The sequence below is a fragment of the Nonlabens sp. genome (assembly GCF_965657255.1).
GTDB lineage: Bacteria > Bacteroidota > Bacteroidia > Flavobacteriales > Flavobacteriaceae > Nonlabens.
In genome coordinates this window covers 62,919-86,459 of sequence record NZ_CBFHNM010000009.1, presented here as the reverse complement: position 1 = coordinate 86,459, position 23,541 = coordinate 62,919, and the positions used below count along the sequence as shown (strand labels likewise).

Here is a 23,541-nt window from a genome sequence, read left to right as displayed (position 1 = left end):
AAAAATATGTATTGGACACTAGAATTAGCATCTTATTTAAGTGATGCACCTTGGCCTGCTGAGAAAGACGAATTGATCGATTATGCAATTCGTACAGGAGCACCGTTAGAGGTAGTGGAAAATTTACAAGCCATTGAAGATGAAGGAGACTTATATGAATCTATTCAAGAGATTTGGCCCGATTATCCTACAGACGACGATTACCTCTGGAATGAGGATGAGTATTAACGATCACGAATCGTATAAAAAGTCTCGTAAAGAGACTTTTTTTTTGCTTTAATTTTAGATATTAGCAACAGCAGCAACAAATTTTTAAACTGCTATAAATCAATTAAATAAAATATCATGGGACTATTAGATTCCGTATTAAAGGTATTCGTAGGCGATAAGTCTAAGAAGGATATAAAAGAAATACAGCCTATTGTTAACAAAATACTCAAATTTGAACCAGAATTTGAGAAGCTAAGCATTGACGAATTACGTCATAAAACAGTAGAATTTAAGGAGCGTATCGCAGCTGCAAAAGAGCAAACTTTATCTAAAATAAGTGCGCTACAAGAAAGAGCAGAAAAAGAAGAAGATATTGATAAACGTGAGGAAATCTATAATGAAATAGATCAACTACAAGACGTTTCTTATGAAGAAGGTGAAGCGATTCTCAATGAGATAATGCCAGAAGCATTTGCGGTAATGAAGGAAACAGCAAAACGCTTTTTCCACCATCCAGAAATGCGTGTAAACGCCACTTCGCGAGATCGTGAATTATCTGCACGTGTTGATTACGTAAGTCTTGATGGTGATCATGCCATTTGGAAAAACTCTTGGGACGCGGCTGGAAAGCCTATCACTTGGGATATGATTCATTATGATGTTCAATTAATAGGTGGAGCGACCCTACATAGCGGTAAAATTGCCGAAATGCAAACTGGAGAAGGAAAAACATTAGTGGCAACTTTACCTGTATACCTCAATGCATTAACTGGTAATGGAGTGCATGTAGTAACAGTAAACGATTACCTAGCAAAACGTGATGGTGCCTGGATAGGGCCATTATTTGAATTTCATGGTCTGACGATAGATTGTATAGATTACCACAAACCTAATTCTGAAGAAAGACGTCAAGCTTATTTAGCAGATATCACTTATGGAACCAATAATGAATTTGGTTTTGATTACTTGCGTGATAATATGGCACACGCAACAAAAGACCTTGTGCAACGCAAACACAACTATGCCATAATCGATGAGACTGATTCTGTTCTTGTAGATGATGCTCGTACACCTTTAATTATTTCCGGACCAGTTCCACAAGGTGATCGTCAGGAATTTGATGTGCTTAAACAACCAGTTGCTAACATAGTAGAAGTACAAAGAAAAGAGTTGGTACAAACACTTGCTCTAGCAAAAAAACTAATTGCTGAAGGTGATCTAAAAGAAGGAGGAAAACAATTATTACGTGTTTATCGTGGTCTCCCTAAGAATAAGGCCTTGATTAAATTCTTGAGTGAAGAAGGAATAAAGACCTTACTTCAAAAAACAGAGAATTTCTATATGCAAGATAACAACCGTGAAATGCCTAAAGTAGACGAGGCATTGTACTTTGTTATTGACGAGAAAAATAATCAAGTAGAATTAAGTGATAAAGGAATTGAGTTCCTTTCTGGTGATGATCAACCAGACTTCTTTGTAATGCCGGAAATAGGTATGGAAATAAGCCGCATTGAAAACGCGGGACTTTCTAAAGAAGAAGAGGCTGAGAAAAAAGAAGAGTTGTTCCGTGAGTTCTCTGTAAAATCAGAACGCATTCACACGCTCAACCAACTTTTGAAAGCTTATACTTTATTTGAAAAAGACACAGAATACATTGTTGACGCTCAAGAAAAGAAAGTTCCTAACGGCGCTGGTGGTTTTAGAGTAGAAACAGAGATGATCGTTAAGATTGTAGATGAACAAACTGGTCGTGCGATGGATGGACGTCGTTATAGTGATGGACTTCACCAGGCGATTGAAGCAAAAGAGAATTTAAAAATTCAAGACGCTACACAAACGTTTGCAACCATTACTTTACAGAACTACTTCCGTATGTATAAGAAGTTATCTGGTATGACTGGTACAGCGGTAACTGAAGCAGGAGAATTCTGGGAAATCTACAAACTAGATGTTATTGAGATTCCTACTAACAGACCTATCGCTCGTGATGATCGTCAGGATTTAGTATATAAAACTAAAAGAGAAAAGTACAACGCAGTCATTGAAGAAGTTACTAAATTAAAGCAAGCTGGTCGTCCAGTGCTTATAGGAACAACTTCTGTAGATATTTCTGAATTGCTGAGTAGGACTTTACAACGTGCCGGAATAGAGCACAACGTATTGAATGCAAAACAGCACAAACGCGAGGCAGACATCGTTGCTCAAGCTGGTAATCCAGGACAGATAACCATCGCTACAAACATGGCTGGACGTGGAACAGATATCAAATTATCTGACGAGGTGAAAGCTGCTGGTGGACTAGCCATTATCGGTACAGAACGTCATGATTCTCGTCGTGTAGATAGACAGTTGCGTGGTCGTGCTGGTCGTCAAGGAGATCCTGGAAGTTCTCAGTTTTATGTATCTCTAGAAGATAACTTAATGCGCCTTTTTGGTTCTGAACGTATGGCAAAAACCATGGACAGACTAGGAATGAAAGAAGGTGAAGTGATTCAGCATTCTATGATTTCAAAATCTATTGAACGTGCACAAACTAAGGTAGAAGAAAATGCCTTTGGTGTTCGTAAGAGGTTATTAGAATACGATGATGTAATGAATGCGCAACGTGAAGTAATTTACAAGCGACGTCACAACGCCTTATTTGGTGATCGCCTTGCGGTAGATATTGCAAACATGATTTACGACATTTCAGAGAATATTACTGAAGGAAACAAACTAGCTCAAGATTTCAAAAACTTTGAGTTTGAATTGATTCGTTATTTCTCCATGAGCAGCCCTATATCTGCTGAAGAATTTGCTGCAAAAGATGCTAAATCTATTACTGATGTCATTTATAAAGCAGCCTACGATCACTACAAAGAAAAAATGGAACGTACCGCTTCTGAGGTTTATCCAGTGATTAAAAACGTTATGGAAAATGACGAGCGCAACTATGAGCGTATCGCAGTTCCATTTACAGATGGTATCAAAACCTTAAATGTAGCGACTAATTTGCAAGATGCTTATGACTCTGAAGGTCGCTCTTTAGTGACCGATTTTGAAAAGAACATCACACTAGCCATCATTGACGAAGCGTGGAAAACTCACTTGCGTAAAATGGATGAGCTAAAGCAAAGTGTTCAACTTGCCGTTCACGAACAAAAAGATCCACTACTTATTTACAAATTTGAAGCCTTTGAATTATTCAAAGTGATGATCGATAAAGTAAATAAAGACGTAATAGGTTTTATGTTTAAAGGCGATCTTCCTACACGTGATGCAAACGCCATAAGTGAAGCAAGACAACGTAAGTCTGAAAAGACCAGTACTCAAAAAGAAGAAGTTCTTAATAGTGATGAACAAGCCGCACGTAATAGAGCTGTCGGTGCTGGAGCAAGCGGTCAGCAACAACGTCCTCAAGTTACAGAAACCATCACTCGCGATCAGCCTAAAATAGGCCGTAACGATAAAGTGATCATTAAAAATATCATGAATGGTGAGACTAAAGAAGTAAAGTATAAAGCAGCTATTCCTTTGATCAATAAAGGTGAATGGGTTTTAGAAAAGAAAGCTTAAAGGTTTAATAGAAGTTATAACTATTCCGCTTTCCATTTTTTAATGGAAGTTTATACTGAGGTAGCTCAGGACCAAAGCGAGAACATCAAAAATGCCTTACTGAAAAGTGAGGCATTTTTTATTTAGGAGAATTCTAGTCCATATCTCATCAATTTCTAGCCAAACTCGCAGGTTTTCAAAACCTATGAAGTTTTGGCGATCTAGCTAAACGTTAAAATTATCTCATTTCAAAAGTCCTTAACAGCAAGAGCTCCAAAAAGAATCTATTTTAAAAGAAAAAAATATGAGCGATAGAACCAAAGACAAAACCTATGACGAATTTTATAATGTCGTAAACATGACACCTAGCGAGTTAGAAGACTGGCTCGATACCTATAAATCAAAAAGCGTAGGAAAAGACAGTAACGATGGCGAGTCCATAGGTCATAAATCTGGTCGCAAAATCATCAATATCAAAAGAAAAAAGAACGACGAGCTTACTGACACTAATTACGATCACATGTACGAGGTAATAGGTTATGTCCATAGAAATAGCGCACAAAAGCCTAAAAGCGATATCAAAGAAAGCGACTGGAGATACAGTTTAAAAAATTGGGGACATGACCCTTGTAAAGAAATGGACTGTTAAGAGGTTCATTTTATAATTCAAACCCCATTGCAATAGCAGTTACTTCTAAAATGGGGTTTGTTTTTGCGATTAATAGGCATGAAATATAGACTAGCTTTTGTGTAATATTCCAGCACCGCGCATCCTCTCCTGATTTACAGCAAAACTGCGAAACCTGTCTTGTGCATTCCTCTCGCAAAAGCTCGTCGGATGCAATTTTAAGGAGAGGGATTTTCTTTGTTCGATAATTAAAAATAACACACTTAATCCTTGATCTTTAATATTTTATTTTATGAAATGAGAATAATATTTTCAATCTTATTAAAAGTCCTTTCCTTGGAAAAGGAAAGGTGGGCAAAATGAGCGAAAGCGAGTTTTGGTCGGAAAGGATCGATGCAGTGTAAGCAATAATCAACGTAGCGTTTAAACCAACTTTCCAAAATCACCATAAAACCGAAATGGTTTCCTATCGTTACCACAACTATTATTAGTATTTTTAAATCCTAAAAACTAACCATTATGAATCCTATTGTTAGAAATATTATCGCTGTTGTTGCAGGCTGGATTTTAGGAAGTGTTATTAACATGCTGTTGATCAATGCTGGTCATAGTCTTTTCCCTGTTCCTGGAATCGACATCAATGATATGGACGCCTACGCTGGCGTTATGCCAGATTTAGAACCTAAGTATTTCTTATTTCCATTTTTAGCTCATGCAATAGGAACTTTAATCGGTGCGATAATCGCTGCAAAAGTTGCCGTAACGCATCATATGAAAATGGCGTTGATCATAGGCGGAATCTTTTTGCTAGGTGGCATTACGGTCAACTATATGTTACCTGGCCCTACTTGGTTTACAGCACTGGATGCACTTGTAGCCTATATTCCTATGGCTTGGTTAGGTGGTAAAATAGGAATGAAAAAAAATCAGACAACATAATTGGCTACCAACTCACATATAAATCCCAACGCTGGACGCAGGAAGGAAAAGCTTGATGTAAATCAATTATTTAACGAGCTACATTCTGGTCAGGTAAGTGCGTTGAGTCGTGCGATCACTTTGGTAGAAAGTACTGCTGGTGATGATTCCGCTTTCGCGAAAGCAATCATGAAACAAGCCTTACCAGAATCTGGAAAATCCTTTAGATTAGGAATTACCGGCGTGCCAGGCGTGGGAAAATCGACTTTTATAGAATCGCTGGGAAGACAGCTCATAGATCGCGGCAAAAAAGTCGCCGTACTCGCTATAGATCCATCCAGTAATATCTCACGAGGCAGCATTTTGGGCGACAAAACAAGAATGGAGGAATTGGTCAAAAGCGACCAAGCCTTTATACGACCAAGTCCAGCCGGCACTACATTAGGCGGCGTGGCACGTAAAACACGCGAGGCGATCATCTTGTGTGAAGCTGCAGGATATGATTTTATCATCGTAGAAACCGTAGGCGTAGGACAAAGCGAGACCGCAGTCCACTCCATGACTGACTTTTTCTTACTCTTAAAACTCGCAGGCGCTGGCGACGATTTACAAGGTATCAAACGCGGCATCATGGAAATGGCAGACGCCATCATCATCAACAAAGCCGATGGCGAAAATCAAACCGCTGCAAAACACGCCAGACGCGAGTTCAAAAATGCAGTACACCTCATGCCACAAAAAGACCACGGCTGGCCTACACAAGTATTAACCTGTAGTGGATTGAACAATATAGGAATCACAGAAGTCATAGAAGAAATTAACAACTACAAAGAACACGCGACAACAAATTACAGCTTTACCAACAAACGCGACGCACAAGAATTGTATTGGTTTCATCAAACCATAGAAGAAGCGATTAAAACCAACTTCTATAACCGTCCAGAAGTAATTGCAAAACTGGCGACTCTAGAACAAGAAGTATTGAGTAAAAAGAAAAGTCCTTTTGATGCGGCTGGAGAATTGTTGGGGTTGTGAATGGATATTTAAGTAGAATTAACCAATTTGAATGACTGATAAAAATTTAAATATAGTATTAGATGAACAAACAAAGATTATAATAAACACTATTATAATAGTAGAATACCTTACTAGTTTTCCGGAATATTTAGAAGAAACAAACCAAAAACAACCAAAAGATTTATGGTTTATATACCAAGTTCTTAAGAATAACGCAATCATAAATCTAACACAACTATTTCATCATAAGGAAGATTACTCCTTCAATCAGATAAACAGAATTCTAAAATCTAATCCATTAGAAAACGAGCAGATTCTCAAAGATTTTAATCTAACATTAAAACCAGCAAAAGCATTATTTGAAGAACTTAAAATTTTGAACATACGAAATGAGTATGTTGGACATTTACTTTCTTCTAGAGTTTCTCATAAAATTGATTGGAAAATGGTAGTTAATCTTCTAAGTCAAGCTTGTAATATCCATGACTGCATTAACCAGAGAATAAATAATTCGCAAAATTACTGGTACATTGATCAGAACATTTTACATTCAATTTTTACTAAAGATTTAAAATCGCGTCATTTATTTTTAAAATGGAGAGAAATGTACGATAAAGACACAGAATTTTTGAAAAGAGATGAAATTGGAAAACTAACCAAACTGAATTGGAGAAAAAACACGAATAATTGATAAAAATCATTTGGGAATAATTCTGATTTAGACAACTCCTCTTTCTTTAACAAAACACTTATAAAACACTTTAAATGAAAAAATATATCATTCTTGTACTTACTACAATACTGACCGTCACAAGCTGCCAAGAAAACAAACAAACACAACAAACTAAAGAGAACTCAAAAATCTACCTAGAAGAATTCCATTCCTACGCACAACCTAATGATGCGGTGATTACTCATCTAGATTTAGATATCCATGTGGATTTTGAAACCCAAGTTATTCGTGGAATAGCGACTTACGATATTAAAAACAGCGGTAGCGATCAAATCATTCTAGACAGTAAGTTTTTAGAAATTGAAAGCGTTACTCAAAATGGTACAACAACTGATTTTGAGTTAGGAGATTTTGATGAGTCTTTAGGGCAACCGTTAACCGTTGCCATTAAAGAAGACACTAAGCAAATAGCCATCACCTACTCTACCACGGCAAAAACCGAGGCTTTACAATGGCTTACTGCTCAACAAACTGCAGACAAGACGAATCCATTTTTATTTACACAAGGACAAGCGATTCTAACACGTACCTGGATTCCTATTCAGGATAGTCCGCAAATACGTATTACTTATAATGCGACTGTAAAAGTTCCTCAAGAATTGATGGCGGTTATGAGCGCTGAGAATCCTAAGGAAAAGAACGAAAATGGCGTTTATTATTTTAAAATGGAACAGCCTATTCCGGCTTATTTAATTGCACTAGCTGTAGGTGATATTGAGTATAAAGCAATAAGTAATAGAACTGGAGTTTATGCAGAGAAATCGATGCTCAATAAAGTCCATGAAGAGTTTTCTGATATGGAGAAAATGGTGGTTGCGGCAGAGAATCTGTACGGCGATTATGATTGGGAACAGTTTGATGTGATTGTGTTGCCACCTAGTTTTCCTTTTGGTGGCATGGAAAATCCGCGGTTGACTTTTGCAACGCCTACGGTTATTGCTGGCGATAAAAGTTTGACTTCGCTGGTTGCTCATGAGTTGGCTCATTCTTGGTCCGGAAATTTAGTGACTAATGCTACCTGGAACGACTTCTGGTTGAATGAAGGTTTTACCGTTTATTTTGAAATACGCATCATGGAAGCTTTGTATGGAAAAGACCGTGCTAATATGCTGGCATTAATCGGTAAACAAGATTTGGAAGATGAACTAGAGGCACTGAAAGAATCACCTAATGACACCAAGTTGAAATTAGAATTACAAGGCCGCAATCCGGATGACGGAATGAACAGTATTGCTTATGATAAAGGCTATCTGTTTTTGCGAACGCTAGAAGAAAAAGTAGGTCGTGAAAGCATGGATGCTTTCTTAAAATCTTACTTTAAAAAGAACGCTTTTTCCACCACAAATACTGAGGACTTTATCTTGTACCTCAACGAGAATTTACTAGACAAAAACAACATCACTTTTAATACGGAAGAATGGATTTACCAGCCAGGTATTCCAGCAAACGCCGCTGTCATTGAATCTGATGCCTTTTCCAACGTAGAGAAAATGCTAGAAGAGTTCTTAAAAACTAGTGAAATAGAGGTTACTAAAACCGAAAACTGGACACCACAAGAATGGGTGCATTTCGTTCGCAACTTCCCAACGGATATTTCCATAGCGCAAATGCAGCAATTGGATGACACTTTTGACTTTACTAATTCTACCAATTCTTACATCACCATGGTTTGGTACGAGCAATCTATTTTGAACGATTATCATAGTAATAACGTAGACACAAAAATCGCTGAGTTTTTAAATACTGTAGGTCGTCGTTGGTATGTAACTACTTTATTTTCCGCTTTCGCGAAAGCGGAACGAATAGAAGAAGCAAAAGAGATTTACAAAACCGCTAGAAGTAACTATCATAGTGTTACTGCAAATACGGTGGATGAGATGTTGGGTGTAAAATAGAGTTTGTTCTTAAAACCAGCATCTTTCAACCACTCCTGATTGCGTCTTGGCTTTGCCAAGAAGTCAATCTGTCCTCGCCTTTTCTAAGGCGAGGAGTTTATTTAAATCTCTGTTTATAAAACTCCTTTCCTTGTTCCCTGATAATTTGCTCATGCAAATTTCTGGGATAAGGAAAGGTGGGCAAAGCGAGCGCGAGCGAGTTTTGGTCGGAAAGGATCGATGCAGTGCTTAAAGTTATCTCAGTTAATTTCATTAATTTCAAATCATGAAACGTAGGAAACCTATTCATGATTTGCCACATCTTAAAGATAACCGCAAATGCCTACGTAAGAACTTAACTCCTGCAGAAGCCTTTTTGTGGAATGAATTAAAAACTAAAAAGTTCCATGGATTGAAATTCCGCAGGCAGCATTCTATTAAAAATTACATTGTAGATTTTTACTGTGCACAACACCAACTCATCATTGAATTGGATGGGAATTATCATGATCAGCCCGATCAATTTGAAAAGGATGAATTGCGAGATCAGGATTTGGGAAATATGGGGTTTACGATTTTAAGATACGAGAACCAATATGTTTTTAGTGAGTTGGAGCATGTTCTGACTGATATAAAAAGACATTGTGGAGTTAAATGAGATTGGTGCGATTTTCTGGTATCCTTCAACCACTCCTGATTGCGTCTTGGCTTTGCCAAGAACTCAATCTGTCCTCGCCTGTTCTCAGGCGAGGAGTCAAAAAAACTCCTTTCCTTGTTCCCTGATAATTTGCTCATGCAAATTTCTGGGATAAGGAAAGGTGGGCAAAGCGAGCGCGAGCGAGTTTTGGTCGGAAAGGATCGATGCAGTGCTATTAAAATCTACTAACAGTTTTAAGATTTTATAAGGCAAAAAATATCTAATAGAAAAGTATCTTACTTGCAATTCAACCAGCAGCACTTAATTCCAAGTTATATGAAAACGTCTATATCTATTCCTGATTCTTTATTGCCATTTATACCTTTACTATATATCGCTTGGGCTGATGGTGTTTTAGAAGAGCATGAAATTGCTTATATCAAAAAACAGATTGACGAAAATGAAACGATAAAGCAAGCAACTAAATTGATGGTTTATAAATGGTTGGAACCTGATAATCCGCCATCTGCAAGAGAATTGGCATATTGGAAAAACTATATTAAAGAACATGTCAATGTGTTGGATATGTCTGAAAGGCTAGATATGTTTTCATTAGGAACCGTTCTTGCTAAAAAACCGGATAGTGAACAATGGGCCAACGCAGAAACAGAGCAATCTGTAAGAAATATTGAGAAGTATATCGGGATCGCTAGTCATGAAGCCATACGTTCTGTTTATGAAACAAATCCTGTTTCTTCAGATCAATCATTTACTATTAACCAGCCAGGAAAACCTTATTCCAATGCTTTAAAAGTATTGTTACAACATAGTAATGCCGACTTAAAGAAACAGGTTCAAAACATATTAGATTGTCATAAAGACGCTATAGAAAGTTATGATGACGATTTAAAAACGCGTAAAGAGAAAGTAATGCAATGGACGCAAGAACTTGCCGATGCTGGACTTGGTAAACTAGCTTATCCAGCGGCTTACGGTGGTTCTGATTCTATGGTGCAATATGCGGCTGTTTTTGAAGAACTGGCTAAGTATGATTTGAGTCTTACAATAAAATTTGGTGTTCATTTTGGATTATTCGGTGGTAGTGTAGCATCTTTGGGAACAAAATATCATCATGACAAGTTTATGGAAGACATAGGTAACATGACCTTACCTGGTTGCTTTGCTATGACTGAAATGCATCATGGTAGTAATGTAAAAGCCTTACAGACTACAGCGATTTACCAGCTAGAAAGTAATAGCTTTATTATCAACACACCAACACAAAATGATAGAAAAACCTACATAGGTAACGCAGGAATGCATGCTCAAATGGCAACGGTTTTTGCACAGTTAATAGTTGATGGTGAAGAACATGGGATTCATGCTTTTTTAGTTCCTATCAGAGATAAAAATGGTAACACTATGCCTGGTATTACCATAGGTGATAATGGTCATAAAATGGGACTGAATGGAGTTGATAATGGAACCTTACACTTCAATTCCATCAGCATTCCTAAAGAAAACTTGCTCAATAAATTTGGTGATATAGATGAAGATGGACAATACTTCAGCCCAATAAGTAGTTCTTCAAGAAGGTTTTTTACCATGCTAGGAACTTTGGTAGGCGGACGACTATGTGTACCTATTGCTGGAAATACGGCAGCTAAAAAAGCTTTGAATATGGCTGTTTACTTTGCACTCGATCGCAAGCAATTTGGTCCACCAGGAAAACCAGAACAATCCATCATGGATTATCCTACACATCAAAAAAAGTTAATACCTTTAATTGCAAATGCTTATGCCTATGATTTTGCCCATGATCATTTATTAAAAGAATATACCAGTCATACAAATCATGATGCACAACAAATTGAAGCTCTTGCTGCAGGCTTAAAGGCATTATCTACATGGAATACTACAGCAACCATACAAACATGCAGAGAAGCTTGTGGTGGAAAAGGTTATTTAAGCGAGATGTATTTTGATCTCCTTAAAGCAGACTCTGATATATTTACCACTTTTGAAGGTGATAATACAGTCTTGCTGCAGCTTACTGCAAAAAGTCGCTTGACTTATTTCAAAAAGCAATTTGGTAAAATGGACTGGTGGGATACTTTAAAATATATTTCCAGCCTTGCTTCTACCAATTTGAGTGAACTTAATATATTAGTAACTAGAGATACTTCTGAAGAACATTTATTAGACAGTGAATTTCAACTGGCTGCTTTTACCTACAGAGAAGAATATTCTTTGCGCTCTCTAGCCATGCGTTTAAGTAAGAAAATAAAAGGTGGAATGGACAGTTATGAAGCTTTTCTAAGTGTTCAAGTACATTTAATAGATATGGCAAGCGCCTATATTGATAGAATTGTTTTAGAAAGATTTATTGCCACTATTGAGGAGCAAAAAGATGATAACGTAAAAGAGATACTCTCCTCTTTGAAAAATCTATATACTTTGCATCGTATTGAAGAAAACAAAGGCTGGTATCTAGAGCACGATTACATCAGTGGCTCAAAATCACTAGCTATTAATAAATTGGTACAAAAGCTTTGTAAAGAATTAAAGGAAGAAAGCCAGTTTCTAGTCGATGCATTTGATATTCCTAAGCACATGACAGAAACAGCCCTGAAGTTTTACTAAATAACATTAAAAATAAAAATCATAGAAGTTTCTTTTGATTACTTTTGCGCGCTGAAAATAAAAGAGCAAAATGCTCTTTTAAAATCACTTAAACGTATATAATCTAGTTCTATGAACGATGTTTTAACTTTTGCGCTATCGGTATTTACTGGCTTTTTTGCCATTATGAATCCGATTTCAAATATGCCGATTTTCTTGACATTAACCGAAGGCGCAGATAAAGAAACAAAACAAAGAATAAATCTAAAAGCGGTTATAGTTGCCTTTATTATAGTATCTGTTTTTGTACTATTAGGTAATTATATATTTGACCTATTTGGTATTACGATTCCAGCTTTTAAAATTACTGGTGGAATACTGATATTCTTTGTAGGTTTTCAAATGTTACAGTCTAAAAAATCAAATATTAAACGTCTTAAAACGGTTAATTATGACGAGAATATTGCGATATCACCACTTGCCATTCCTATTCTTGCAGGTCCAGGAACTATTGTAACAGCAACAAACTTTGTCGCAAATACTACTTCCTATATCAATATTGCTGTGATTCTGATTGTATTTGCACTGATGTGTTTATTGAACTACATCGCGTTTTCCTTAAGTGACGTAATTGCAAAAAAGATAGGTGACAATGTCATCTCAGTTATAGGTAAATTGATGGGATTGATTATTGCCATAATTGGAACTAGCATGGTTATCTCTGGATTAAAGCTATCCTTTGATGTTTTAAATTAATAGTAAGCAGCTGTTAGTTATTTATTATAGGAATTATCTTTATTGGAAAGTTAACAGAGTTGGCTATAAAACAAAGCTCATGTGCTTTCTTATGCAATTGCAGCGCCCATTCTTTTTGTTGGTTATCTCTTAATGTAATCACAGGATTCAGAATTACCTCTATAAAACCACCGCTGGAATCTTCTTTTAATTCTAAAATGCCAGTCGCAAGATCTTTGTAGTCTAAGATATCGATATTATTTTGTTGGCAAACATAGAAGTAGGACATCATATGACAAGAAGATAGTGCACTGAGAAGCAAATCTTCTGGATTGTGTTTACTTGCTTCTCCTTTAAATTCTCTCGCCGCAGAGATTTGTAAATCAGGCTTTCCAACAATTTTGGAAGTATGGGTTTTAGAATTTATTTGAACACCTTTTTGCCATTCTGTAAGTACTTCAAATTGAAATTGCTTCCTCATAAAGTACTAATTAATAGTAGTAGATATTCCATATCTCGCTTTCGCGAAAGCGTATAACCATGCAAAAAGTAAACCAAGTAAAATCCCCATAAACGCTCCCATGAGCACATCACCTAGATAGTGAACGCCTAAATAAACACGACTGTAAGCAACTAAAACTGCCCAACCAATCATAGTGATTGCTAGGTTTTTATTTTTGCGCTTTAAAATAAACCATAAAAAAGTTGCCAAAGCAACGGCGCTACTAGCGTGTCCACTATAAAATCCATAAGTACCACCACTTTTCCCTACTTTAGAAATTAAGCCTTCTAAGACTGGTTCTCTAAAAGGTCGAAATCTTTCAAAATTATCTTTAAATAAACTAGCTAATTGATCACTACAGGTAATTAACAATGCGATGGCAATTAATGCTATCACTAAGTTACGCGTACCCATTTTTTTATAAAGAACGTATAGAACTAGTAGATATAATGGTATCGCATAAAATTTATGCGTGATAATATTGAAAAATAAATCTACCGCATCGTTTCCCCAATCATTGAGAAATAAAGTGGCGTCCCAGTCCAGTTCTTTAATTTCTTCCATTACTCCTCGTACAATTCCATTTGTTCGTCATAGAAACGACTGGCTTCTTCAATGAGATTTTTCGTTTCTTCTTCCAGCTCTTCTTTATCATCTTTGGTAATTTCTTCAAGAAACTCTACTTCATCATCTTTTAAATTAATGATGAAACGAGGATAATCTAAATGAATGACAAAAATATCTTCAGGATAATGAACGTTATCGCCCATAAGAAATCTAGGAAGTTCCATAAAAAAGTAGTTGAATTACTATTAGTACTGCAATTTAATAATATCTGTGATGTAAGATGTTATTAGTTAGGCAAAAATTGATTTCAAAACCATTAAATTTGTTTTATGCAAAAGAAATTAAGAGCAGATAATTTACAGAAATCATACAAAGGACGTCCCGTAGTAAAAGGTGTTTCTTATGAAGTGAATCAAGGAGAGATCGTTGGACTTTTAGGACCTAATGGTGCTGGGAAAACCACTTCTTTTTATATGACCGTAGGACTGGTAAAACCTACAGGCGGCGACGTATGGCTGGATGATACAAAGATCACGCAGTATCCTATGTACAAACGTGCCCAAAGCGGTATAGGATATCTAGCACAAGAAGCATCTATTTTTAGAAAACTGACCGTTGAGGAAAATATTCTAGGTGTTTTACAATTGACCGATCTTTCTAAAAAAGAGCAAAAAGAACGTTGTGAAAAACTTCTTGAAGAATTCAGCTTACAAGATAGACGTAATAGAAACGGAGATTTATTAAGTGGTGGAGAACGCCGCCGTACAGAAATTGCCCGTGCTCTAGCTACAGATCCTACCTTTATTTTATTAGATGAACCCTTTGCAGGTGTAGATCCTGTCGCGGTAGAAGATATACAGCGCATTGTTGCACAGTTAACTAAGAAAAACATAGGTATTCTTATTACCGATCATAACGTACAAGAAACTCTTGCTATTACAGACCGTACCTATTTAATGTTTGAAGGAAAGATTTTAAAACACGGTTCTCCAGAAGAATTGGCTGAAGATGAAGTGGTACGTAGGGTTTATCTAGGGCAAAACTTTGAATTGAGGAAAAAGAAGATTTTTGAGTAAATTTTCTTTTTAGTCCAGACATAAATGTAATAGAACTAGTAATAGTAACATCTGATTTCTTTTATAAGATTCCGCCATTCGGATTTTTTGATTAATTTTTAAATTAGAGAAATCTGTATAACCATATGTTGAGATTTCAATTCCAATTTTATTAGAATCGATTAATTCCTTTTTTTTAGTTTTAAAAGTTTTTTGCCATTTCTCATATTCGTTATGATTTTGAAGTATCAAAGAATTCATAGCATTGAGAGAAACTATAGTAATATCGTTATGAATCGTTTTACAAATGGCTTCATAAACTTCATCGTTTTGCTTTGCATATTTGGAAAGTGCCACGACCGCTTTTATCCGGATATTAAAATTTTTATCATCTAATCCTAAAAGCAACAAATCCAGATCAGCACTTTTTGATGCCTTTTCAATGACTTCTGGAGTAATTTTCAAAAAGCCTTTGCGATATAAGAATTTGATAATCTTATTCATTGCTTAAATTAGAGTTGATAAAATCAACTACTTTCCTTAGAAACCTTTCTAGTTATGAAAAACTGCTATTTTATGTATTCGTTTTGCTTGTAATATTATTTATAACACTCATCAAGATATAAATGATAATAATACATGGCACTGCATAAATCTGAAGCCCAAAAATTAACCCAATACAAATCGCAATAAATACCCAACGGATTTCATTTCCTTTCCATCCAAAGCTTTTGAACTTCAAGGCAAACAAAGGCAATTCTGCATTGAGCAAATAAACGCTTATTAAGGTGATTGCGATAAGAATGTACGGATTAGTAAGAAAGTAAGTCACCTCATTATTATAATCTTGCGCTATAATTCCTAGAGAAATAATCAAAATGGCATTTGCAGGCGTTGGTACTCCTATAAAAGAATCGGTCTGTCTGGTGTCTATGTTAAATTTTGCCAGTCGGTAGCAACTTCCTAGAGTGATTAAAAAACCTATGATAGGTGTGTATGGATGTGTGATCCAGTACAAATCATCACCTAAGAAAAAATTAATAGATTCAGTTGTTGTCAAGTTCATGAGTATCGCATCACTCAACATTTGATACATGACAATTCCAGGAACAAGACCACTGGTAACCATATCTGCGAGAGAATCTAATTGCGTTCCTAGATCACTTGAAACTTTTAAAAGTCTCGCTGCAAGACCATCAAAGAAGTCAAAGAATATTCCTGCGCCTACAAATATCCCTGCTAAAACCAGCTGGTCGTTAAATGCATAAATAGCAGCAATGCAACCGCATAATAAGTTTAATAACGTAATAATATTTGGCACCCATTTCTTCATGCTACAAATATGCAGTTTTTTAGCGATCTGTTTCACTTACTTTTAGGCAATATCCAGAGATTTTCATAGTTATTAACTCAGAAACTAGGATATTTGCCACATATTAAACATACTGCTTGAAAAATTACTTCTACTTAGTGTTGGTTTTGTGTTCCGCTTTCGCGAAAGCGCAAACCTCTAGAGCCTACTCTAACGAATTCCTTAATATAGGAGTCGACGCAGCAGCACTAGGAATGAGCAACGCGGTTGTAGCGAGTAGTGATAATGTAAATTCTGTTTACTGGAATCCCGCAGGACTAACCAGAATGCAGGATCAAGAATTATCTTTAATGCACTCTAGTTACTTTGCAAATATCGCCCAATTTAATTACGGTGCATTTGCAATGCCTATTGATGATGTCAGCGCTTTTGGTTTTTCTGTTATCAGATTTTCTGTAGATGATATTTTAAATACGACGCAATTGATAGATGATCAAGGAAATATCAATTACGACCGTATTTCTACTTTCTCTACTGCAGACTGGGCTTTTGCCTTTTCTTATGCTCGTGAAGCAAAATTAGACGGATTCTCTTATGGAGCAAATGCCAAAGTGATACGTCGTGTAATAGGTGATTTTGCTAACTCGTGGGGTTTTGGTTTTGATGTAGGATTACAATTTAAACGCGGCGACTGGCAAGTAGGATTTATGGCACGCGACATTACTACTACTTATAACACGTGGTCCATTGATGAAGAAAAATTTAGTGAAATAAGCGGAGCAGTAGAAAATCAAAATCAAGAACTGCCAGAAACGACTGAAATCACATTGCCTAAATTACAACTAGGGCTGGCTAGAACATTTACTTTTCACTACGACCACATCCTTACTGCAGAGGTAAACATGAACATGCGTTTTATACAGACTAATGATATTATTTCTAGCAGTGCTGTGAGCGCAACACCATCCTTAGGTCTAGAGTATAGTTTTGTAGACCTAGTCTTTGTACGCGCTGGTGTCGGTAATTTTCAGAATATTCAACAGCTGGATGGCAATAGCAGCACTACTTTTCAACCTAACATAGGTGTAGGTTTTAAATACAGAGGTATTTCTGTAGATTATGCACTAACTGATATAGGCGACTCGAGCGAGGCTTTGTATTCTAATGTTTTCTCGGTTAATATTGACCTTTCTGTTTTTAGCAAGTAATTATTTTACTCAAATTATGGGTTGACCTACAAAGAGCTTAAATTTGTATATCATTTAATTAGGACATGAAACTAGCCCATATATTATTAGCCTTTTTATCAGGAATTTTATTTTGGTTAAGCTGGCCAACTTATGGATTTGCTGGATTGCTTTTTGTAGCCTTTGTCCCATTACTTTTTGTTGAACGCAAATTAAGAATTGCTAAAGGTAGAAGGACTGCTGGAAAAGTATTCCTTCACTCCTATCTTACCTTTTTCATATTCAATATTACAACAACCTATTGGTTGTATTATTCTACGGCATTTGGAATGTGGTTTGCAGTAATAGCAAACACTGCATTGATGAGTTCTGTATTTTTAGGCTATCATTTACTTGCTCGTAAAGCTACACAAGGAGCAGCGCTCACATTTCTAGCCTGTTTATGGATCAGTTTTGAGAGTATGCATTTAAAGTGGGATTTTTCATGGCCATGGCTCAACCTAGGTAATGGATTTAGTGAGACGACATCTTGGATTCAATGGTATGAATTTACAGGTACTTTCGGCGGATCATTATGGATCTGGCTGGTAAATATTTTTGTTTTTCTAAGTGTGTTACGCTTTCGCGAAAGCGGACTTATTTCCAAGAGCAAATTTATAATCAAACGTTCTTCTATACTACTAGTAATTATACTAGTTCCTATTCTAATTTCTCAAATATTAGTATATGAAGTTTTAAATTTCAAAAAAGGCAGCGGAACAGAAGTCGTTATCGTACAGCCTAATATTGATCCGTACGAAGAGAAATATTATACTACAAATGACAGTATTATCAATATTATCATGAATCTCGCGATTCCTGAAATAGATGAATCTACAGATGTCATCATCACACCAGAAACTGTCCTTGCTGATGACGTACGACTGAGTACTTTAAATCAATTAGATTTTCATCCTAGTGTACAAAATCTAAGACAAAAATTATATGCTTTTCCTAATGTTGATTATCTAGGCGGTATCTCTATAGATGAGGTCTTTTATGATAAAAAAAGAGCTGCCGGTCAGACTAACTTATATCGCGATGGAAGGACATATTACAATAGTTACAATAGTGCCATGTTTCTATCTGCTTATGATTCTTTGCAGGTTTATCATAAATCAAAACTGGTTGTAGGCGTAGAGAACTTTCCTTACAAAAGCGTCTTGAAACCTATTCTAGGTGATGCGATGATCGATCTAGGTGGTACCGTTTCTACAAAAACGACGCAAGAAGAGCGATCTGTTTTTAAATTAAATAATTCTAGCATCGCTGCTCCAGTGATTTGTTATGAATCCGTTTATGGAGAATATGTTTCTGAATATGTTAAAAATGGAGCCACTTTTCTAGCTATAATTACCAACGATGGGTGGTGGGACAATACGCAAGGACATCAACAGCATTTAAGTCTTGCACGTTTAAGAGCTATAGAAAATAGAAAATGGATTGCGCGCAGTGCAAATACAGGAATAAGCGCTATAATTAATGATCGTGGTGAGATTCAGAAATCGTTAGATTACGAATTACAAGGCGTTATTAAAGGAGAGATTTACCCCAATAAAGAGCTGACTTTTTATACCACGCACGGTGATTACATCGTGAGAATTGCGCAGTTAATGGGGTTATTCATTTTACTGTTAAGCCTTTTTAGAAAGGGAACTATGAAGAGAAGGTAACTTTGTAATTCTATCTGGTAGTTAATACAAGTAAAAAATAAGTACATTGACCATTGAGACTGAATACTAGAAAACTACTGTCCTTTTAAAAAGATTACTGTACTTAATGTTTTTATTATAATTCTGATATCCAGAAAGACACTGCGCTTTTTAATATAATAGAGATCGTATTGAAGTTTTCTTAAATGATCACCTTCTGTAACACCATATCTAGTTTTTACTTGTGCCCAGCCAGTTAAACCAGGTTTTACTACATGACGTGTCTCATAAAAAGGAATCTTTTCTGAAAGTTGTTCTACAAAAACTTCACGCTCTGGCCGCGGACCTATAACACTCATGTCACCTTTTAAAATGTTCCAAAACTGTGGAAACTCATCTATACGAGTAGCTCTTAAAAATTTACCGAATTTTGTAACTCTCACATCGTTCTCCATAGCAAATTGAGCGCCAGATTTTTCTGCATCCTTTACCATGGTTCTAAACTTTATAATTTTAAAAACCTTCCTATTAACTCCTACTCTTTCTTGACTATAAAATAAAGACCCTTTATTTCCTAAAAAATTACCTAACACCACAAAAGGTATAATTAAAAGACAAACCAACAAACCGATAATAGAAGTGACCAGATCAAATAAACGATGATAAACTAAATACAATCGGTTTTGATTGTTACGTGCAAATGGAAAATATTTATAAAAATCCTTTCCTACATATTGAACTGGAACACGATCGGTCATTTCTTCATACACCTGTGTATACTCTCTTACAGAATGTCCATCCTCGACCAATTCTATAAGCCATCTATAAAGATTAGAGGTAATACCTTCTGATTGATTACTAGCAACTACAACCTCTGTGATTGATCTATTTTGAAATAGCTTTTGAGCATCATTAATACTAAACTGTTTGATGTCTAGATGATCATTAGATTCTAAAGCAGGATCTGTATTTATAAAACCAATAATCTTATAATTAGGATCTGCATCCTGAAGTGATTGTTTAATCACGCTGGCATCGCAAGCATCTGCAATAAGAATGATCTTTTTATTAAATTTGGAACTAGCAAAAAACTTAATATAAATGGCACGCCACAATAAAAGAGATAGCGTTACCGCTAGATAGAAATATAAAATTTGAATTCGCTTTTCAGGGAGAACTGGTGTCAGAAAAGGCGTTAACAAATAAACAAGGCAAGTAACAGATCCTGTAGTAACCGCACTGCGCAACGTACTCATTATGCGACTGGCACGATGTAGATTATATAACTCAAAAACGGTTGCAAAAAACAATAAATAAACCGAAAGTACGATAGAAGAAGTCCATCTTTGATCGTGGATAATAAAATAGTCATAATCAAAAACCACTCCAACTAGGTCCAAAGCACCCAGCACTACAACAACATCAATGATACGCAATAGAATTTTGCGCTCAGACATTTCAAAATGAATGGGTGTTAACAAAGAAATAAATTTTAATTAAGTAAAGATACAGTTTATGAGGAAAGAATTGAAAACCATTGCGACCTTACTTTCTGCCAAGAATAATTTTTAATTTTCAACCTAGCTTCATTAATCATTTCATTAGTTTTCTTGGGATTTTCTATTAAATCCTCAATACCAATCATCATATTATTTATATCCTTATCTGGCACTAGTTTACCATTCACATCATGATGGATAAAGTATGGAATGCCGCCTACATCTGTGGAGATGATAGGTAAACCTAATGCCATAGCTTCTAGTAAACTTACTGGCAAGTTATCAAAATGTGCTGTATTGATAAATACATCTTGATCTGCACTTATCTCTACCCATTGCTTTTTAGATAATAGACCGGTAAAGTGAACCTCAACATCTAGCTCTTTTGCCAGTTGTTTACAAATTTCTAATGAGCCATCTTTTTCAGGTCCCACCATTGTTAAACTAGCATCAGGATACTTTTCTTTCAATTTTTTCAGTACGTGAATCGCCATTTGCGGATTGTAGATTTGAGCAAATGATCTAACCCATAAAAGTTTAGGTCTTATAGATATTCTTTCTTTAAATGGATAATTCTCTATCTCAATAAAGTTATTGATTTTTATAATGTTATGGTAGCCCGCTTTCGCGAAAGCGGAATTTAAATAATCACTAGGACTTACCACGGCATATGCGTTAGTGATAAATGTATCTATAGATTTAGGATTCTTTATTAACCTTTCAGGTAAATTACCTCCGTGAAGTATAGGAATATATTTTAACTTCAATGATTTGCAAATACGAGCAATAGTGATCGCATACCAAAAATTTTTTGTGCTGTAGGTATCGATCAACACAACATCTGCCCAATTCCTAGATCTATAAGTAACACGCATCATATGCAGAAAACGTTTACTTATATTTTGAATAGAAGATGCAAATCTAAGATTAAATCCTTCTTTTTGTAATAGAGGTCCCAAGGTATCGATGGTTGTAGCTGTTTTTCCGGATCCTTCTAATTTATTACCTATGTAAAGAATCTTTTTCATTATACCGCAGCTACCGCTGGTGTTTCATTAATCAGTTTTTTCTTCTTTTTCACCTTAGGTTTAACCACATAGAGAAGTGCAAATCCATAAAAAAATGCAGGTGCGGCAATACGCATGGCGCTGTGATTAATAGTTGCTATCCAAAAAATCAGAAAAGGATAAAAATAAACGTTTCCTTTATGGGATAATCTAAAAATGAGAGGTGTGAAAATTAATACAAGAAGTGATAAAATCCCTATGCTGCCATGTTCTGAAAGCAATCTACTGGTTTCATTATGAGAAGCAGCTACAATACCGTCTTTTTTTGCTCGATAATATTTTACTTGTCCGGCGCCTATACCTGTTATTGGGTGTTCCAGAAAGGCTTCTAATTCAATAGAAACCAGCTCGGCTCTACCAGTAGAAAGATCTTCTTTAGCTCTACCTGCAGCGTCCTGATTAGCATATCTTTTATCAATTAATCCACTAGTAGCTAATGATGTATAACTCCAAGCTAATAACAGGCCAAAGGCGATAATACCTAGTTTAGGTAAAAATGAAAATCTAAATTCTGATTTTTTGAGAAAAAACAAAGTAACTATTATAGCAGCAATCATTAAAAATGCAGTTATAATTCCACCTCTGGAAAAAGTGACCCAACCTCGATAGGTCATGGCAAGGAATAGAAGAATATCTAATAAATTGAGCCATATATTCTTAATACGTAAAAAGCGTACAAAACAAATGAACATTCCTATTCCTAATGCAGTAGCAACTTGATTAGGTCCATATCCACCAGATGCAGCAAAATTAGAAGCGGTATTAGTAACCACATCACGTATATCTGGAGTAACAACAAATAAATAAAAGGTCATCATTACGATAGGACCTATGGATAGTTTCAAAACTTGATCTAATCTAGTGGTTGTAATTGTGCGCTGGAAACAATAAACTGCTACTATCCCTAGAGTAACTGGACCGCTTAAATTAAACGCTACAGCCTTCCTTAAAGATTCTGAAACTGGGATATTTTGCGAGGCAATTACAATACTTGGAACTAGAAGCAAAATATAAATTACAAAGGGTATGGATTTTAATGAAAAACCTCTCAATAAGATTCCTGCAAGCATAAAAGTTAACACTAGATACTTGATCATTTCGTAAAACGGTAGGGCACCATTCATCCTTAGAAAAACCTCTAAACATGTAAAATATGAACAGGCAAGAATTACTTCATTATTTCTATCGGCGCTTGTAAAAAGTCTTAGAACAAAATATATGACAGCTGCAAAGAAAAACACCTTAACTAAGAACGGAACAGCAATCATAAAAATAGTGATTACTATATGTCCAGCAATTAAAAAAGGATATGACAGCTTTTCAAACTTGATCATTAAAGACTATGGTATTTTAATTGGTATTTTAAGAATCACAAAATTACTCTTTTGAAAAGCAAGCTTATTAAAATCCCAGAAGGACTATGTATTTATAATTGGGCTTTGATTTTTAATAACTCTGCCTTTACGTGTTCTAACTTATTGATTATTTCAAAAGTTTGTAACTCGTTTTTGTGATTTTTCATATAATCTCTAGCGCCATCTAGTGTAAAACCCTTTTCTTTTACTAAGTGATATATCGTTTTAAGATTCTCAATATCATCCTTAGAAAATTTGCGATTACCACGAGAATTCTTCTTAGGCTGCAATACATCAAACTCCTTTTCCCAAAAACGCACCAAAGAAGCATTTACTTGAAATGCTTTGGTTACTTCACCCATCGTGTAGTATAGTTTTTCAGGAAGTTCTATATGCAT

At 35.7% G+C, this 23,541-nt stretch carries 23 protein-coding genes; 14 read left to right on the top strand and 9 right to left on the bottom strand.

Features of this window, described 5'->3' with window-relative positions:
* The first annotated feature begins 6 nt into the window (after positions 1–6).
* The 10 genes from ACTF54_RS11015 to ACTF54_RS10970 all read left to right on the top strand — a co-directional run bounded on the left by ACTF54_RS11015 (position 7) and on the right by ACTF54_RS10970 (position 12,929).
* On the top strand, positions 7–228 hold the full coding sequence (locus ACTF54_RS11015; RefSeq protein ID WP_015360681.1) for a DUF2795 domain-containing protein: 222 nt from the start codon (positions 7–9) through the stop codon (positions 226–228).
* Between the two features lie 117 nt (positions 229–345).
* Positions 346–3,765: a preprotein translocase subunit SecA gene (gene secA / locus ACTF54_RS11010; protein ID WP_347195710.1), complete on the top strand. Its 3,420-nt coding sequence runs from the start codon at positions 346–348 to the stop codon at positions 3,763–3,765.
* 283 nt (positions 3,766–4,048) lie between these two features.
* A complete protein-coding gene (locus ACTF54_RS11005) occupies positions 4,049–4,393 on the top strand; it encodes a DUF3140 domain-containing protein (protein WP_438969355.1) in 345 nt (114 codons plus the stop codon).
* A gap of 498 nt (positions 4,394–4,891) precedes the next feature.
* The gene (locus tag ACTF54_RS11000; RefSeq protein ID WP_438969354.1) at positions 4,892–5,311 is read left to right on the top strand and encodes a hypothetical protein; all 420 of its coding nucleotides are present in this window, start codon (positions 4,892–4,894) and stop codon (positions 5,309–5,311) included.
* Complete coding sequence (gene meaB, locus ACTF54_RS10995; RefSeq protein ID WP_438969353.1) at positions 5,312–6,325, top strand: methylmalonyl Co-A mutase-associated GTPase MeaB; 1,014 nt, start codon at positions 5,312–5,314, stop codon at positions 6,323–6,325. It abuts the gene before it with no gap.
* Positions 6,326–6,356: 31 nt separating this feature from the next.
* On the top strand, positions 6,357–6,998 hold the full coding sequence (locus ACTF54_RS10990) for a hypothetical protein (RefSeq protein WP_347195714.1): 642 nt from the start codon (positions 6,357–6,359) through the stop codon (positions 6,996–6,998).
* 74 nt (positions 6,999–7,072) lie between these two features.
* A complete protein-coding gene (locus ACTF54_RS10985; protein WP_438969352.1) occupies positions 7,073–8,935 on the top strand; it encodes a M1 family metallopeptidase in 1,863 nt (620 codons plus the stop codon).
* 265 nt (positions 8,936–9,200) lie between these two features.
* Positions 9,201–9,572 carry an endonuclease domain-containing protein gene (locus ACTF54_RS10980; protein WP_438969351.1) on the top strand — a complete coding sequence of 124 codons (372 nt, stop codon included), beginning with the start codon at positions 9,201–9,203 and terminating at the stop codon, positions 9,570–9,572.
* A 315-nt stretch (positions 9,573–9,887) separates the two neighbouring features.
* Positions 9,888–12,194 (top strand): acyl-CoA dehydrogenase family protein, encoded by a 2,307-nt coding sequence (locus ACTF54_RS10975; RefSeq protein ID WP_438969350.1) that lies wholly within the window; start codon positions 9,888–9,890, stop codon positions 12,192–12,194.
* A 111-nt stretch (positions 12,195–12,305) separates the two neighbouring features.
* Positions 12,306–12,929 (top strand): MarC family protein, encoded by a 624-nt coding sequence (locus ACTF54_RS10970; protein ID WP_347195718.1) that lies wholly within the window; start codon positions 12,306–12,308, stop codon positions 12,927–12,929.
* A 13-nt stretch (positions 12,930–12,942) separates the two neighbouring features.
* On the opposite strand, the gene ACTF54_RS10965 is transcribed toward ACTF54_RS10970, so the two are convergent.
* The 3 genes from ACTF54_RS10965 to ACTF54_RS10955 are packed head-to-tail and all read right to left on the bottom strand — an operon-like array spanning position 12,943 to position 14,201.
* A complete protein-coding gene (locus ACTF54_RS10965) occupies positions 12,943–13,389 on the bottom strand; it encodes an OsmC family protein (RefSeq protein WP_347195719.1) in 447 nt (148 codons plus the stop codon).
* Positions 13,390–13,395: 6 nt separating this feature from the next.
* Entirely contained in the window at positions 13,396–13,974 is a 579-nt protein-coding gene (locus ACTF54_RS10960) for a phosphatase PAP2 family protein (RefSeq protein WP_347195720.1), read from the bottom strand.
* Positions 13,974–14,201 carry a hypothetical protein gene (locus tag ACTF54_RS10955; protein WP_347195721.1) on the bottom strand — a complete coding sequence of 76 codons (228 nt, stop codon included), beginning with the start codon at positions 14,199–14,201 and terminating at the stop codon, positions 13,974–13,976. Before ACTF54_RS10955 ends, ACTF54_RS10960 begins: the two co-directional genes overlap by 1 nt.
* A 105-nt stretch (positions 14,202–14,306) precedes the next feature.
* Between ACTF54_RS10955 and lptB the strand changes: the two genes are divergently transcribed.
* The gene (gene lptB, locus ACTF54_RS10950; protein WP_438969349.1) at positions 14,307–15,053 is read left to right on the top strand and encodes an LPS export ABC transporter ATP-binding protein; all 747 of its coding nucleotides are present in this window, start codon (positions 14,307–14,309) and stop codon (positions 15,051–15,053) included.
* 9 nt (positions 15,054–15,062) lie between these two features.
* Here the strand turns inward: lptB and ACTF54_RS10945 are convergent, their stop codons facing one another.
* Both ACTF54_RS10945 and ACTF54_RS10940 read right to left on the bottom strand, forming a co-directional pair.
* Entirely contained in the window at positions 15,063–15,536 is a 474-nt protein-coding gene (locus ACTF54_RS10945; RefSeq protein WP_438969348.1) for a hypothetical protein, read from the bottom strand.
* Between the two features lie 70 nt (positions 15,537–15,606).
* Positions 15,607–16,365 carry a CDP-alcohol phosphatidyltransferase family protein gene (locus ACTF54_RS10940; RefSeq protein WP_347195724.1) on the bottom strand — a complete coding sequence of 253 codons (759 nt, stop codon included), beginning with the start codon at positions 16,363–16,365 and terminating at the stop codon, positions 15,607–15,609.
* A 116-nt stretch (positions 16,366–16,481) separates the two neighbouring features.
* Here ACTF54_RS10940 and ACTF54_RS10935 point away from each other — a divergent pair, with 116 nt between their 5' ends.
* Entirely contained in the window at positions 16,482–17,552 is a 1,071-nt protein-coding gene (locus ACTF54_RS10935; RefSeq protein WP_347195725.1) for a PorV/PorQ family protein, read from the top strand.
* A 65-nt stretch (positions 17,553–17,617) separates the two neighbouring features.
* Positions 17,618–19,243, top strand: coding sequence for an apolipoprotein N-acyltransferase (gene lnt, locus ACTF54_RS10930; protein ID WP_347195726.1), 1,626 nt, complete (start codon positions 17,618–17,620; stop codon positions 19,241–19,243).
* A 74-nt stretch (positions 19,244–19,317) separates the two neighbouring features.
* Here lnt and ACTF54_RS10925 read toward each other — a convergent pair whose 3' ends face one another.
* The 3 genes from ACTF54_RS10925 to ACTF54_RS10915 are packed head-to-tail and all read right to left on the bottom strand — an operon-like array spanning position 19,318 to position 22,885.
* Entirely contained in the window at positions 19,318–20,703 is a 1,386-nt protein-coding gene (locus ACTF54_RS10925; protein ID WP_438969347.1) for a sugar transferase, read from the bottom strand.
* 32 nt (positions 20,704–20,735) lie between these two features.
* Positions 20,736–21,749 (bottom strand): glycosyltransferase family 4 protein, encoded by a 1,014-nt coding sequence (locus tag ACTF54_RS10920; RefSeq protein ID WP_438969346.1) that lies wholly within the window; start codon positions 21,747–21,749, stop codon positions 20,736–20,738.
* Positions 21,749–22,885, bottom strand: coding sequence for an O-antigen ligase family protein (locus ACTF54_RS10915; protein WP_438969345.1), 1,137 nt, complete (start codon positions 22,883–22,885; stop codon positions 21,749–21,751). The genes ACTF54_RS10920 and ACTF54_RS10915 overlap by 1 nt, the downstream gene beginning before the upstream one ends.
* A gap of 121 nt (positions 22,886–23,006) precedes the next feature.
* Between ACTF54_RS10915 and ACTF54_RS10910 the strand changes: the two genes are divergently transcribed.
* Positions 23,007–23,177, top strand: a complete 171-nt coding sequence (locus ACTF54_RS10910; protein ID WP_438969344.1) for a hypothetical protein — start codon at positions 23,007–23,009, stop codon at positions 23,175–23,177.
* 37 nt (positions 23,178–23,214) lie between these two features.
* Here the strand turns inward: ACTF54_RS10910 and ACTF54_RS10905 are convergent, their stop codons facing one another.
* Positions 23,215–23,541, bottom strand: coding sequence for a MerR family transcriptional regulator (locus ACTF54_RS10905; protein WP_347196188.1), 327 nt, complete (start codon positions 23,539–23,541; stop codon positions 23,215–23,217).

Bases quoted from the DNA above. Each gene is read 5' to 3' on its own strand.
- ACTF54_RS10905 (WP_347196188.1), bottom strand. From the start codon at position 23,541: ATGCATATAGAACTTCCTGAAAAACTATACTACACGATGGGTGAAGTA.
- ACTF54_RS10915 (WP_438969345.1), bottom strand. From the start codon at position 22,885: ATGATCAAGTATCTAGTGTTAACTTTTATGCTTGCAGGAATCTTATTG.
- ACTF54_RS10945 (WP_438969348.1), bottom strand. From the start codon at position 15,536: ATGAATAAGATTATCAAATTCTTATATCGCAAAGGCTTTTTGAAAATT.
- ACTF54_RS10965 (WP_347195719.1), bottom strand. From the start codon at position 13,389: ATGAGGAAGCAATTTCAATTTGAAGTACTTACAGAATGGCAAAAAGGT.
- lptB (WP_438969349.1), top strand. From the start codon at position 14,307: ATGCAAAAGAAATTAAGAGCAGATAATTTACAGAAATCATACAAAGGA.
- secA (WP_347195710.1), top strand. From the start codon at position 346: ATGGGACTATTAGATTCCGTATTAAAGGTATTCGTAGGCGATAAGTCT.
- ACTF54_RS10990 (WP_347195714.1), top strand. From the start codon at position 6,357: ATGACTGATAAAAATTTAAATATAGTATTAGATGAACAAACAAAGATT.
- ACTF54_RS10970 (WP_347195718.1), top strand. From the start codon at position 12,306: ATGAACGATGTTTTAACTTTTGCGCTATCGGTATTTACTGGCTTTTTT.
- ACTF54_RS11000 (WP_438969354.1), top strand. From the start codon at position 4,892: ATGAATCCTATTGTTAGAAATATTATCGCTGTTGTTGCAGGCTGGATT.
- ACTF54_RS11005 (WP_438969355.1), top strand. From the start codon at position 4,049: ATGAGCGATAGAACCAAAGACAAAACCTATGACGAATTTTATAATGTC.
- ACTF54_RS10955 (WP_347195721.1), bottom strand. From the start codon at position 14,201: ATGGAACTTCCTAGATTTCTTATGGGCGATAACGTTCATTATCCTGAA.
- lnt (WP_347195726.1), top strand. From the start codon at position 17,618: ATGAAACTAGCCCATATATTATTAGCCTTTTTATCAGGAATTTTATTT.
- ACTF54_RS10975 (WP_438969350.1), top strand. From the start codon at position 9,888: ATGAAAACGTCTATATCTATTCCTGATTCTTTATTGCCATTTATACCT.
- ACTF54_RS10980 (WP_438969351.1), top strand. From the start codon at position 9,201: ATGAAACGTAGGAAACCTATTCATGATTTGCCACATCTTAAAGATAAC.
- ACTF54_RS10910 (WP_438969344.1), top strand. From the start codon at position 23,007: ATGACAGCTGCAAAGAAAAACACCTTAACTAAGAACGGAACAGCAATC.
- ACTF54_RS10985 (WP_438969352.1), top strand. From the start codon at position 7,073: ATGAAAAAATATATCATTCTTGTACTTACTACAATACTGACCGTCACA.
- ACTF54_RS10920 (WP_438969346.1), bottom strand. From the start codon at position 21,749: ATGAAAAAGATTCTTTACATAGGTAATAAATTAGAAGGATCCGGAAAA.
- ACTF54_RS11015 (WP_015360681.1), top strand. From the start codon at position 7: ATGTATTGGACACTAGAATTAGCATCTTATTTAAGTGATGCACCTTGG.
- ACTF54_RS10960 (WP_347195720.1), bottom strand. From the start codon at position 13,974: ATGGAAGAAATTAAAGAACTGGACTGGGACGCCACTTTATTTCTCAAT.
- ACTF54_RS10940 (WP_347195724.1), bottom strand. From the start codon at position 16,365: ATGAAGAAATGGGTGCCAAATATTATTACGTTATTAAACTTATTATGC.